At 36.7% G+C, this 13552-nt stretch carries 15 protein-coding genes; 8 read left to right on the plus strand and 7 right to left on the minus strand.

Features of this window, described 5'->3' with window-relative positions:
- The coding region (locus H6F45_RS21065) for a calcium-binding protein (protein ID WP_277877009.1) at positions 1-814 on the minus strand (814 nt) is incomplete at its 3' end.
- A 282-nt stretch (positions 815-1096) separates the two neighbouring features.
- On the opposite strand from H6F45_RS21065, the gene H6F45_RS21070 reads away from it, so the two are divergent.
- Both H6F45_RS21070 and H6F45_RS21075 read left to right on the plus strand, forming a co-directional pair.
- Positions 1097-1501 carry a hypothetical protein gene (locus tag H6F45_RS21070; protein WP_096568262.1) on the plus strand — a complete coding sequence of 135 codons (405 nt, stop codon included), beginning with the start codon at positions 1097-1099 and terminating at the stop codon, positions 1499-1501.
- A gap of 231 nt (positions 1502-1732) precedes the next feature.
- Positions 1733-2788: a tellurite resistance TerB family protein gene (locus tag H6F45_RS21075; protein WP_190348305.1), complete on the plus strand. Its 1056-nt coding sequence runs from the start codon at positions 1733-1735 to the stop codon at positions 2786-2788.
- 85 nt (positions 2789-2873) lie between these two features.
- Here the strand turns inward: H6F45_RS21075 and H6F45_RS21080 are convergent, their stop codons facing one another.
- Complete coding sequence (locus H6F45_RS21080) at positions 2874-3488, minus strand: Uma2 family endonuclease (protein WP_190348306.1); 615 nt, start codon at positions 3486-3488, stop codon at positions 2874-2876.
- A 235-nt stretch (positions 3489-3723) separates the two neighbouring features.
- Here H6F45_RS21080 and H6F45_RS21085 point away from each other — a divergent pair, with 235 nt between their 5' ends.
- Together H6F45_RS21085 and H6F45_RS21090 are read left to right on the plus strand one after the other, a co-directional pair.
- Complete coding sequence (locus H6F45_RS21085) at positions 3724-4704, plus strand: ImmA/IrrE family metallo-endopeptidase (RefSeq protein WP_190348307.1); 981 nt, start codon at positions 3724-3726, stop codon at positions 4702-4704.
- A gap of 114 nt (positions 4705-4818) precedes the next feature.
- A complete protein-coding gene (locus H6F45_RS21090) occupies positions 4819-5409 on the plus strand; it encodes a hypothetical protein (protein ID WP_190348308.1) in 591 nt (196 codons plus the stop codon).
- 35 nt (positions 5410-5444) lie between these two features.
- Here the strand turns inward: H6F45_RS21090 and recG are convergent, their stop codons facing one another.
- From recG to rpsB, 5 genes are all read right to left on the minus strand, one after another.
- The gene (recG, locus tag H6F45_RS21095; RefSeq protein ID WP_190348309.1) at positions 5445-7976 is read right to left on the minus strand and encodes an ATP-dependent DNA helicase RecG; all 2532 of its coding nucleotides are present in this window, start codon (positions 7974-7976) and stop codon (positions 5445-5447) included.
- A gap of 133 nt (positions 7977-8109) precedes the next feature.
- Entirely contained in the window at positions 8110-8970 is an 861-nt protein-coding gene (locus H6F45_RS21100; protein ID WP_190348310.1) for a hypothetical protein, read from the minus strand.
- Positions 8971-9333: 363 nt separating this feature from the next.
- Entirely contained in the window at positions 9334-10275 is a 942-nt protein-coding gene (tsf, locus tag H6F45_RS21105) for a translation elongation factor Ts (protein WP_096568254.1), read from the minus strand.
- 146 nt (positions 10276-10421) lie between these two features.
- Entirely contained in the window at positions 10422-10562 is a 141-nt protein-coding gene (locus tag H6F45_RS21110) for a hypothetical protein (protein WP_190348311.1), read from the minus strand.
- Between the two features lie 96 nt (positions 10563-10658).
- A complete protein-coding gene (gene rpsB / locus H6F45_RS21115) occupies positions 10659-11450 on the minus strand; it encodes a 30S ribosomal protein S2 (RefSeq protein WP_096568251.1) in 792 nt (263 codons plus the stop codon).
- A 74-nt stretch (positions 11451-11524) separates the two neighbouring features.
- Here rpsB and H6F45_RS21120 point away from each other — a divergent pair, with 74 nt between their 5' ends.
- The 4 genes from H6F45_RS21120 (at position 11525) to H6F45_RS26735 (ending at position 13247) form a co-directional block, all read left to right on the plus strand.
- Entirely contained in the window at positions 11525-11668 is a 144-nt protein-coding gene (locus H6F45_RS21120) for a hypothetical protein (protein ID WP_190348312.1), read from the plus strand.
- 215 nt (positions 11669-11883) lie between these two features.
- Positions 11884-12327: a hypothetical protein gene (locus tag H6F45_RS21125; RefSeq protein ID WP_137667917.1), complete on the plus strand. Its 444-nt coding sequence runs from the start codon at positions 11884-11886 to the stop codon at positions 12325-12327.
- Positions 12324-12929: a PIN domain-containing protein gene (locus tag H6F45_RS21130; protein ID WP_137667916.1), complete on the plus strand. Its 606-nt coding sequence runs from the start codon at positions 12324-12326 to the stop codon at positions 12927-12929. The genes H6F45_RS21125 and H6F45_RS21130 overlap by 4 nt, the downstream gene beginning before the upstream one ends.
- A gap of 162 nt (positions 12930-13091) precedes the next feature.
- Positions 13092-13247: a hypothetical protein gene (locus H6F45_RS26735; protein WP_236104075.1), complete on the plus strand. Its 156-nt coding sequence runs from the start codon at positions 13092-13094 to the stop codon at positions 13245-13247.
- The last annotated feature ends 305 nt before the right edge of the window (positions 13248-13552 follow it).

Below are 13552 nucleotides of genomic sequence, written 5' to 3' on the forward strand. Positions count from 1 at the left end.
TCACGGAGGAGAATACTGTATCAACACCACCTAAAGCATCGTTATAGTATTCCGTAACTACATCACCTGCATTATCTACATAGTATGTGTCACTGCCATCACCACCATATAGAGTATCAGCACCTAAGCCACCCGTAAGAATGTTATTGGCACTGTTACCATTGATCACATTATTATTGCCATTACCTGTACCATTAATATTACCAAAACCAGTTAATGTCAGGTTTTCTAGTCCAAATCCCAAGGTGAAGTTCACGGAGGAGAATACTGTATCAACACCACCTAAAGCATCGTTATAGTATTCCGTAACTACATCATCTGCATTATCTACATAGTATGTGTCACTGCCATCACCACCATATAGAGTATCAGCACCTAAGCCACCCGTAAGAATGTTATTGGCACTGTTACCATTGATCACATTATTATTGCTATTCCCTGTACCATTAATATTACCAAAACCAGTTAATGTCAGGTTTTCTAGTCCAAATCCCAAGGTGAAGTTCACGGAGGAGAATACTGTATCAACACCACCTAAAGCATCGTTATAGTATTCCGTAACTACATCACCTGCATTATCTACATAGTATGTGTCACTGCCATCACCACCATATAGAGTATCAGCACCTAAACCACCATCAAGAATGTCATTGCCATCACCACCATCAAGAATGTCATTGCCATCACCACCATCAAGAATGTCATTGCCATTACCACCAATGAGGGTATCGTTGCCATTGTAGCCGTAGATGAGGTTATTTGCAGGTGTTCCCACTAAATAGTCATTTCCATTTGTGCCATGTATGGTAGTCATATATTTGACCTTGATTCTGTTGAAAAGGTATTTATACAACTCATCAATTGCACAACTTAAGGTGATATGTCAACCGTGGGACTGACCAATTCTTTTTCCATCATCCCCCAAAAGCCTCTCCTCTTGACAAAATTCTTTCAGGCTTAACTTGTCACCAATGTACTCACCCTGAAATTTCAGACTTTTGAAAAAACTCAAATTATGACCTTGTAAAGTATAGTCAAGAAAAATGAACAATTATTAGAGATAATAACTGTACATAAAACAGCGGATAGATGCACCATGTCACAATTAGAAAAATTCTTGAAAATGGCAGAAGATGAACTAACCGAGTACAGCACTGATGCCAGGAAGATAGAAAAACTACGCAGGAAGATAAGTTTATCCTTATCACTAGTACAACAACGGCAAATGAAATCGGAATTATTAGCTACAATGCAATCTAGTAAAATTGCAGAAATAGTAGAGGAACAAAGACAAGCCGCAGCCTTACCATTTTGGGGTATTGCTGGCTTGGGTTTATTATTAGGAATTTCTCTGAATCAACCTATCGGTTTATTAGCAGCCATAGTGGGGACTGTAGCAGCTTTTAGAATCCAAAAATGGGGTTGGCAGTTACAGGCAAAACGTCTATTGTTACGCACCTTGGAAGATATAGAGGAACGTATTACTCAACCGAGTAAATAAGGTTACATAGGTTTGTGTATGAATGAAACTCAAAAATCAGAGTCAGAAACCTGATCTATACGGAAAAAACAGTAATCAGGAAAAGTGGCGACTGGTTTTTGGTATCCTTTACTGATTACATAGATTACCAAAAAACTAGATAAAATCTAGACAAGGCTTATGTCCTTGCTAAACTAACAATTGTTACTCTGAGACATCGGTTATTACTAAAAGACCATTGATGGAGCTATTATGACCAAGTATGATAAAATATTTCAGTCAAAAAAAATCTCACAAGAATCATTGAGTCCAGAAGAAGCGGTAGCAGCTATAGGTGTAATTACCGGAATAGTTGATTCTTCCATTGAAGACTTAGATGCAGAAAGTTTAGCAGGTATTCTCTGGGAATTTGAGGTTTTTAATGAATACTCAGCCGAGGAAATGCTAGAAATAGTTGATAGACTGGTAGCGATCGCCCAAGATGAAGGACTAGGGGCATTATTTAACACCGCCAACGCCAGCCTCGTAGATGAAATAGTATTAGATGCCTTTGCTGCTGGGGTGGTAATGCTTTTAGACGACGAAACCCTAACTATTCCCACACCAAAACAGGCGTACATCAAACAACTACAACAAGCCTTAGAACTAGAAGATATAGAAGCAGAAGAAATGATCAAAGAAATCATAGCTGCAATAGAAGAAGCAGAATATCAAGAAGAATATGTAGACATAGAACAGGAAACAATATTATTAGATGAATTTGGGCAAGAAATATATCAATCACCTTTGGGTAATTTTATTGTTCCCATACCAGTTACCCCAGAACAGGGAGGAAAAATTCAAAGTCAAGAAGGAATAGTTGGCTTTTCTGATGATGTTGGAACTTTACTGAGAATTGATTATTATCCTCTTCCAACCGAACATTTAGCAACAATGGAATCTCAGGGACAGGAAACATATCTCCACTCTATTTTAATCGAAAAATATTTACCACAAGCCATTTTTGTTAATGTCCCAGGTGCAGAAATCAAGTATACAGAATATTTACAAGATACCTTAAAAGGTTATTATTATGTATTAGTTGATATGCCCAAAGGTTCAACAATTTCCAAACAAGAAACTAACGGCAATGCCATTAGATTAGATGCTTATCGGGGTTTGTTAGCTTTCATCAATGGTGACTTTTTGTATATAGTTAGCAGTCAGCGGACATTTTTCAATGGTGATAGTCCCGGTCCTATTTTGGATGAAGCGGAGGATATTAAACAGAATATTTTAGAGTTTATCGAGACGATGGAGTTTAGTTAGTAGGTGACAGGTGACAGGTGACAGACATAAAAGTTATGTCTTAACAGACCTGTCCTTAAATCTTGTTTCCATCTACTTAAAACACTTAAAATTTAATCCGCCGATAAATTTCATTCAGAGGAACTTCTATATTTAAACTGTGCAGAAGAACTGACTGATCAATCTGCTCATAAACTTGTAATTGCCAAAGATTATGATTGTGATTTTCCTGTTGATAATAATGATCAATATAAGGTTCTGTTTGACTTACCAGCAGATACTCACAGAAACTAGAAATTGAGCGATATTTTCTGAATTTATCACCCCGATCATAACCTTCCGTAGAAGGTGAAAGCACCTCAATAATTAATAAAGGGTTGAGAATTTCATCAGTGCGATTATTATTATTGAATTGTGGTTCACCATTAATCACCATTACATCAGCATAAGTACCATAATTAAATTCAGGAATCCAAATTCTTAAATCACTACCATAAAAGCGAAAATCAGTATCTCTGAGTAAAAATCCCAAATAAATTAAGATATTACTGGCGATCGCACTATGAACTTCTGAACCTCCAGGCATAACAATAATTTCTCCGTTACAATATTCATGTCTTTCTGTAGCTGTTTCCTCCATTGCGCGATATTCGTCTGGAGTGAAGTCTGTTTTTTTTACCTCTGTCGTGGGGTTTGGTGGGTGGGTTGGAGAAATAACCATGATTACGTATCCTCAATGATTAGACCTGAAATAATTATGACCTCAATTGAAGAGAGGCGATCACTCTTCCAAAAAAGCCTTGCATTGAAAACAGATTATGCTATACTATAGTAAATACGTACTAAATATTCATTCCTAGCTAAAAATGCTTCCATAAGTGCAGCAATAATGTAATTATATAAATGTTGTGTAGAATTTGGGTCTGGAGTCATTTGATAGTCAGCGGAGGAATGCTATGAATCAAACACTGGAAATGCCAACGCTGTATGATCGTTTATCAAAAATGGGTTTTCCTCAAAACTTTATTCAAGAAAAAGCTTTACCTGAATGGTGGAACAGTGAGCTAGAACAAAATCCTGTTGCTGTAATGGAGGCAGCAGGTTACATTTCCAAGCGTCTAGGTTTGGATATAGCATCAGTTTTTAATCCCAACGTTCCTATTGGATTTAAAAAAGTTAATAGCCCTAAGTTTAAAAAGAGACAAAATACTGATGAACAGCAGCTATTAATCGCTCAAGGTTTAGCGACACGCATTGCTGAAATGGCTGGATATGCTTGTAAATCCTCTTTCCAAGGGGTTTCAGGAGATCCTTCAGAAATCAGGCGAATAATTCTTGAAAATAATTTTTGCGTAGACCTTGATAGTATTATTAACTTTTGCTGGTCTTGCGGTATTCCAGTTATACACTTTTCTGACTTTCCTCGGAACACTCCTAAAATGGATGGGATGGCAGCACATCTAAATGGTCGCCCAATAATTGTAATTAGTTCTGGGTGGAAATTTTCTGCTCGTTTAGTTTTTGTGATTGCTCATGAACTTGGACACATTGCTTGTGGTCATGTTCAGGATGGAGTATTAGTTGATCAAGATATAAACAAAGAAATTCAAGACGACGAAGAAAAGGAAGCTAATCAGTTTGCAGAAAAGCTGCTTTTTGGAGAGACTACATATAGTTGGGAAATTCAGTATAGTGCAATAGACTTAGCAAGTAAAGCAAGCGAACTTGGTCATCAACATAGAATAGATCCTGGCGTAGTAGCTTTAAACTATGCTTGGCAAAAATCTGATTGGCGTATTGGAACTGGTGCTTTAAAAATTATTGAACCTAATGCCGATGCTTCTGCAAGAATTAATTACTTTTTGATTAATAACTTAGATTGGGAAGAGTTGAGTAAAGATAGCCAAGAATACCTTAAACTGGTAACAGGAGTGTAATTTTGTTTAGTTTGTGTGAGGAATCTCTCCTTGTTACTCTATTTTATCGACAATGATATTATCATAGAACTGGCATCGTATAAACTTTTAGGGGAGACGATGGCCAGTTTCAATTTGACATATAAAGATAAAGCTGTTAGGGTTCTGCCAAGTGCTTCCAGCTATATCAACGGTCATCCTGATTTACGTAAAAAATATACACAGAGAACTCTTCAATTAGCGAAGGACAGAGCAGATAGTTACGAAAAAATTGATAAATCTCTAATTGACCAGTCAGAAGGTTCTGAATACCAATCATTGATTGCAATAGAAAACATTGATCCTGGGGAAGCTTTGCTTGTAGCTGCTACAGAATACGAACCTAATTTTTATATATTAACCTGTGATAAGAAATTTTTAAAGGCACTATCAAAGTCTAATTTAATCAATATCAAAAATAGACTTTCTAAAAGGATTATTTGTTTAGAGCAATTAATAATACACTTGATTAATAATGATGATTTTGATAAAGTGTGTCGCAGAATTACTTTATCTGAATTATCTAATTGCGATATAGCTGAAGCATTTAAAAATGGCAGATTAACAACAAAAGAATTAGCCCTAACAACTCTAGAACAACGTGTAAAAAAGCTACGTGATGAAACAGGAGATTTACTAATTGATAGTTTGCCGCCATCTATTGAGATCAAAACTCCAGATTCATAATTGAGATGATTAACTATATGACGATATAAAAAAAATCATGTTAAAATCGCTCCCCCCATTAACCGCGCATACCTATACTGCAACTCATCCCGCATCAGAGTCCAACGCGCTAAACTCGCATCCATATCAATCACCTTCTCTGCTGCTTGTCGCGCTAACAGCAACACATCCTCATCTTCCACCAAACTGGCTAAAGTAAAATCCGCTACTCCAGATTGTCTAGTCCCCATCACTTCCCCAGGACCACGAAAACGCATATCCATTTCCGAAATAAAAAACCCATCCTGAGACTGTACCAGCACCATCAACCGTTGTTGTGCATCAGGACTTCTGGAACTACTCATCAACAAACAATAGGACTGCGCTGCACCCCGACCTACACGCCCCCGTAATTGATGTAACTGAGATAACCCAAATCTCTCCGCGTGTTCAATTAACATCACCGTCGCGTTAGGAACATCTACACCCACCTCTACCACCGTAGTAGAAACTAAAATCTGCGTTTCATTATCCCGGAATTTATTAATAGCTTCCTCTTTTTCTGCGGAAGTCATTCTTCCATGCAATAACCCCACTTGAAACTCAGGAAAAACGCTTTCTTGTAATTTTTGATGTTCATCTATTGCAGAACGCAAATCTAATTTTTCCGACTCTTCTACCAAAGGCAAAACTACATAAATCTGCCTACCTTGGGCAATTTCTCTTCTTATTAAATCATAAGCTTGGGGTCTTTGTTGACCAGTTAACAAAGATGTTTTAATTGCTTGTCTTCCTGGTGGTAATTCATCAATTTGACTCACATCTAAATCACCATGAACTGTTAAAGCTAATGTTCTAGGAATAGGAGTTGCAGTCATGGTTAAAACGTGGGGTTGTTCACCTTTTTGCTGTAATTTTGCTCGTTGTTCTACCCCAAAACGATGCTGTTCATCAATGACAACTAAACCCAAACGTTGAAAATTTACCTTATCTTGAATTAACGCATGAGTTCCCACTAAAAGAGGTAATTCACCTGTTTCTAACTGAGAATGAATTTCTCTTCTTTTTGCTGTTTTTGTTGAACCTGTTAATAATTCAACTGGTAAATGTAACAGGTTAAACCAACTAACTAACTTTCTATAATGTTGTTCTGCTAATACTTCAGTGGGAGCCATCAAAGCTGCTTGATAACCAGATTGAATTGCTGCTAAAATCGCCACCACAGCTACCACAGTTTTACCCGAACCTACATCACCTTGAACTAAACGATTCATGGGTGTAGGTTTTTGTAAATCATTGAGAATATCGTTAATAACTCTTTGTTGAGCATTAGTAAATTTAAAAGGTAAAATCTCGTTAAATTGTTCTAATAATTTGCCTTTTGGTGCTAAAACGGCACTTGTTTGAATTGCCTTGGCTTGTTTCTGACGTTGTAATAAACCCAGTTGTAAATAGAAAAATTCATCAAATACTAAACGCCGACGAGCATATTTTAAAGTATCACTATCTTTAGGAAAATGAATATTAGGAATTGCATCTTTTAATTCCATTAATTCATATTTTTTTCTTAAACCAACTGGTAAGGGATCTTTTAAATTTGCTGCCGCAGGTAAAGCTGCCATTACCGCTTGTCTGACGGTATTTGCAACAACTCCTTCCGTTAAACCATAAATCGGTACAACCCGCCCAATAGTAAAAGATTCTATCGCATCACCAGGATTAGCTAATACTTCTATTTCGGGATTATCTAAGGTTAAACCATATTTACTGGCTTTCACTAAACCACAAGCAGCCACCACACTACCCACAGCATAACGTCGTTTTAAACTTTCTTGCCAACCACGACTACTAAATCTAGCACCGGCATAAAATCTACTAACTTTTATTTGTCCACTTTTATCTTTTAATAATAGTTCTAAAATTGATAACTTTTGATTTTTAGGACTGGTAAAACAATTACAACGCTTAACTTCGGCGATGATAGTTACTGTTTCACCTCCTTGTAATTCTTGAATGTTAACTTGACGAGCATAATCAATATAATCACGAGGATAATAAAACAGTAAATCTCTCACTGTTGATAAATCTAAACGAGATAAATTTTCTGCTCTCTTGATGCCAATTTCTGGTAAATCGCTGAGTTTTTGCTCAATTTTTGGCGCTAGTCTCCGACTGGTTTCAGTCACAATAGGAGTTGTTTTAACTGTTTTTGTTGAATAATTTTTTTCCTGGGTTTTAATTTCCTGAGTTTTAATTTCCTGTTTTTTGATTTCTTGTTTTTTTATGTCTTGATGTTGCTGTTCACCCGATTCTAATTGTTGTTGTAATTGATAAAGATAGGTTTTAACTTCAGCAACTAACTGCTGTCTAATTTCTACTGCTAAATCTGGATATTCAGCAAATTGAAAGGCGATATGATGCCAGCGCGATCGCTCTTTTGCTGGTAAACTTTGAGGAAACTTCCCAAAGGTTAAACTGAGAAATTCACTGAAGCGATATTGTCTACCCATCAAATCTACAAACCCATTTTCAGCCTCTACCGCCAAGGCTTTATCCAATCTTATCCAATCGGGAGTATCATTAGTCATTAGTCATTAGTTGTTAGTCATTAGTTGTTAGTCATTAGTTGTTAGTTGTTAGTTGTTAGTCATTAGTCATTAGTCATTAGTTGTTAGTTAATTCTACCCAATCACCAGTCACCAGTCACCAGTCACCTATAAGTTAGTCCTCAAACCAACTCGCACGCCAAGCCGCTTCCGCTTCCGCAATTTTCAATTCTCTGTGTTTCTTTTGATATTCTTTTCCTAATTTATTTAGTTGCAGTAAAATATTACGAATTTGTTTGCGTGCTGACAAGAGTGTGTTATCAGCAAATTCAATGTCTCCTAGTCGCAAGTTCAGGGTTATCAGCTGTGTCAAGCTAGAATCTTCTGATTCATCGTCACTACTGATTTCAATTACTAAATTTAATAGATTAGGCGGACCCGGTATTACTTCCCCAGAAGCTTCTGAAACTGCTGCTGCAGCTGCTGCTAAAATCGGTTCTGGTAGTTTTTTCGGTAAAATTCCCACTTTTTGAATTAAAGAATTGGCATCCTGGGAAACTTTTCTCAGGGTATTCTGAATTCCTTCCTCTAAATCTTGATGCCATTGTGCCACTTCTATGGGGTTGGAAGGATCTAAATATTTTTGCTTTTCTATTTTCGATTGAGGATCGTTTTTACTGTCTTCAGTTTCTTCAGTTTCCTCAGTTTCCTCAGTTTCCTCAAATTCCTCGGTTTCTTCAGCTTCTTCCGTATCTCCACCTTGAAGATAAACAAGCAACTGTTGTGCGCCTTTTTGTCCTAATTTACGAATGCCTTGTTGCAATTGTTGTCGCTGATTCAGTGACAATTTGAGAAATTTATCAGGATATCCTTGAGTACAAACGTGATAAACTGCCAAAATTAACTGTTTTTGTAAAGCTTCACCCAGGATAGTTAAATAATTGACATAATTGCTGTGGAGTTCTGTGGCGATCGCTCTAATCGCTTGTTTTATGGCTGTGATATCCCCTTCTATTCGCTCAATTGCTCTGGCCATATCTTCCTTTTTTTCTCCACCTGAATTGTATTTTGCAGTGAAAATAATTATCCAGATTATCTAGAGTTTTGAATTACTCCAATTGTAATAATAATTGTCAATAAAATACAGGTCAGCAAAATTTGCCAGACCTGTGATTTTACAAATATCAGTTATCAGTTATCAGTGTCATCAACATTCATTTTACCATAAACTGTCTGACCTGTCTACTGTGTACTGATTTAATCATTAGTCAAAAATCTTTAGTCCAGCAGCTTCAGTTAATAACATACTATTAATAACTAACTACTGACTACTGACTCATAACTAAATTACTTAGCGCCATTACTTAGCGCCATTACTTAGCGCCATTACTTAGTGCCATTACTTAGCGCCCATTTGAGCAGCTACTTCTTCAGCAAAGTTACTTTCTTGTTTTTCAATGCCTTCACCCAGTACATATCGCACAAAGCCATGCACTGTAATGTCTTCACCGACTTTAGACTGAACTTGCTTCACTAAGTCTGCTACAGAAATGCTTTGATCGCGGATATAAGGTTGATCCAACAAAGTTAATTCTTTTAGGCGTTTTTCAATCCGTCCTTGAACAATTTTTTCTCTGATGTTCTCTGGTTTATTCGCCAAGTCTTCCTTACCCATTTCAATGTCCTTTTCTTTTTGGACAGTTTCGGCAGGAATTTGGTCTACACTAACATACTCAACATTGGGGCAAGCGGCAACTTGCATTGCTGCATTTTTAGCAAATTTTTTAAACTCTTCGTTACCAGCAGCATCGTCTGTTTTAGCGATTACTTGCAGTAACACACCTACTCTACCACCAGTGTGAATGTAGCTGTCTACTACTCCTGGTGTGTCACCAAGAGAGAAGTTTACAAAGCGTCGCACCTGGATATTTTCACCCAAGGTAGCAATACTTTCTTTGATAAATTCATCTACAGTTACTTCTGCCTTTTCAATGTAAGGTTGAGCCAGCAAAGACTCAACACTATCCGCAGTCGCAGCTTGTTGTGCTAGATTCTTAACTAAAGTTTTAAAAGCGTCGTTACGGGCAACAAAATCAGTTTGACAGTTAACTTCTATCAGTACACCCACCTTACCATCAGGTTGAATGTAGGTGTCTACTAAACCTTCTGCTGCCACGCGATCGCTCTTTTTACCCGCTGAAGCGATGCCTTTTTTACGTAGCCAGTCTATAGCTGCGTCGATATTGCCATCATTTTCCTTCAGCGCCTTTTTGCAGTCCATCATGCCGGCACCAGTTTTTTGGCGTAGCTCTTGGACGAGTTTTGCAGATATTTCCGCCATGTTGCCTCAATTCCTATCCTAACTTGACCTAGAGTTATAATCGCTCACGGGTGTTGAGTATTTCTATCTTACTCAGGGCTGTTGACATTCCCCACGGCTAGAAGCCGGGGGATTCTTGCTTCAAAGGAATTCCAAGAAATTTACCCTCAGCAAGCATCACCGTCTGCCCGACGGCTGCAAGTCCTCTGATGAGAACTACGTAAAGAAAAGCGATGAATTTTAAATTTAGCCTCTGCCAATTTTAGATTTTCGATTGGCTGCACCACAAACAGATGCAGCTTAGACATTGGAAATGAACAATTTGAGATTTGTTGCACCCAAAACAACGGACTTTTCCCAAAAAATCCAAAATCCAAAATCCAAAATCCAAAATTGTTTAGTCCTTATTCTTCGTCGTCATCGCTCATCATTGAGTCAGTGTACTCACTTTCATCGTAGTCGTACTCTTCCTCAGCGCCTTCGTAATCTTCGTAATCTTCTTCTACTTCCAGCTGACCATGACGGCCTTCATAAATAGCATCTGCTAATTTACCAACAATCAGTTTAATCGATCTGATGGCATCATCATTGGCTGGGATGGGAATATCTACCACATCTGGGTCACAGTTTGTATCTAACATAGACACAATGGGAATACCCAGTTTTTGGCATTCTTGAACAGCGTTATATTCCCGACGTTGGTCAACAATTACCACAATGTCAGGCACTTTCCGCATATTTTTAATGCCGCCCAAGTATTTTTGTAGCTTCGCCATTTCCCGACGCAGCATTGACGCTTCTTTCTTAGGCAATAAGTCTAATGCGCCGTTTTCTTCCCGACGTTCTAAATCTTTTAGACGTTCTGCTCTAGTTTTAATGGTAGCCCAGTTGGTGAGCATTCCACCCAACCAACGCTGGTTAATGTAGTGAGAACCACAACGGTTAGCTTCTTGAGCAATAATTCCCGCTGCTTGGCGCTTTGTACCCACAAACAAGAATTTTTTACCTTGTTCTGCTTGTGTCCGCATATAGTTGTAAGCATCATCCATCAACTGCGCGGTTTGCACCAAGTCGATGATGTGTACACCATTGCGAGCAGTGTAGATGTAAGGAGACATCTTAGGGTTCCAACGTCGGGTTTGATGCCCAAAGTGAACACCTGACTCCATCATCTGAGCCAAAGAAACGACTGGCATATTTTATAGCTCCTATTCGGGTTAAACCTCCATCCAGGCGTATTTCCACAGCGGAAACACCCGAATCCCCGGATGTGCGGAATTTAGACAACTACACTAGGGTAGCACAATTGTGGCAATTTTGCAGAAATGTTTTGAAAGAAGGAGTTCTAGGAGTCAGGAGTTCTAGGAGTTCAGGAGTTCAGGGAGTCAGGAGTTCAGGGAGTCAGAATTTTTAAGAAATTGGTTAATTATCAAATAGCTGTTTTTGGCACAAGTCTAAAAAAGCTGACTAATAACAACAAAAATCAGCAAATAAAAGAAATTATGTGAATAAAATTCAAACAATAAAATTCAAACATCTTCATATTAAGATAAATATTTTTGTTTCTAAATATGGTGAATTTGATTTATAATAAAAATGTCAATTATCTTAAATTAAAGGTAAAAATACATGAGCATAATTAAACCACCCACAGCAATTGATTTTGATCCTGCCATTGTCGCCAAAGATAAAGATGATCAACCTATCTTAATGATAGATGTGAGATTTTCCGCCATGTATGCTTCTCCCGAACTGAATATATTAAAAATGGAAAAATACCAAAATATTCCTTTTTTGATGTTTGCCAACTCCGATGTGATCAGAATCTTTAAAAGTCCTAATTTTGCAGAAGTAGCTAGATTAGATACCAAAAAAGTTTTAGGATTTTATAGTCCAAAAAGTATTGAAGGAATCATCTATCAATTTACTTTAATCACTTTACTTCAATCCTGGTTAAGAGATTTAGATTATCATTGGAAAAGTGAAAATCCTCCTTACATTGAAGAAATGAAAGAAATTGGTTTATTTGCTCTTTTGGATGATATAACTACAGAGGAGCTACAATTATTATGATAATTATTTATTTGGAAACTAATTCCATTATGGCAATTGCCAAAGGAAGAAATAAAGAATTAGAAGATTTTGTTTATCAGTCTTCAGATAAACTCAAGTTTGTGATACCGAGTATTTGCTTGATGGAAACCCTAGTAGCAATAGAAAGAGAAGACAAACGTAGTCAATCTTTTTCTCAAACTCTTCAAATAGAGATGAATGAAGCAAAAAGAAATAAAGAATTATCTAACTCTACCTCTTTTGTCAACTACTTAGAAAGTTCCTTAATTGATTATGATGACATATTAACTGATTTTAGAAACCGATTTTTGAAGATTCTCGAATATCTGAAAAATCATGGTGAGTTGATTGAACCCAGAATTGAAATGTTGGAAAGTACCTTAAATGCTCCTTTAATACCTGGAAAAAATCAAAAGCGAGATGATTTTATTTTACAGGTGATTTTAGTTCATGCTCAGAATAATTTATCAATGTCGAAGGTATTTTTTAGTGAAAATACTAAGGATTTTGATAATACTAATATTCAACAGGTATTAGCTAATGTGGGAATTAATTATTTTAGTAAAGTATCTAATTTACAAAGATGGTTAAATGAACAATAATAAATGTTGTAATTTAGAATGTAGGGTTTTAGCATTGCTCAACCTAGACACCACGAAAATTGATAAGAAATTAGTTTTAATCAATAATTTAATGTGATAAAATATAAGATGATTTACCGGCTTATAAAAATCACAGGTTATGACTACAACTAGGTAAACAATATGAAAGCCTTAGAAGTTACAGGTAAAATTCAACAAGGAAAATTAACTTTAGATTATTCTTTAGGGATTGATGATTTTCAGGAAGTCAAGGTAATTATTCTTTTACCAGAAGCAAGTGATTATGATATTGATGATAATGCCATTGCGGAAATATAAGAGAGTTTAACAAGAGCTTTTCAACAAGTTAAAACAGGGGAAAATAGACCTATTTGTGAGTTATGGGAGAGAATTGATAGTGAATATTGATAGGCAATTAGTTTTAATAAATAATTTAATGCACAAGTGTTGAATCCTGCAATAAAACTTTACAATCTTGGCGTTTTACCCAGGTAAAACCTATTGTCTATTGAGAATAGAGTCATTAATTGCTGAAATTTGGTATCACTGATACCAATGCACAAATTGGACAATATCCTCAAAATCTTAACATTCAACACTTCTGAATTTAATGTTATATAATA

Source organism: Sphaerospermopsis sp. FACHB-1194, from assembly GCF_014696235.1.
Taxonomy (GTDB): domain Bacteria; phylum Cyanobacteriota; class Cyanobacteriia; order Cyanobacteriales; family Nostocaceae; genus Sphaerospermopsis; species Sphaerospermopsis kisseleviana.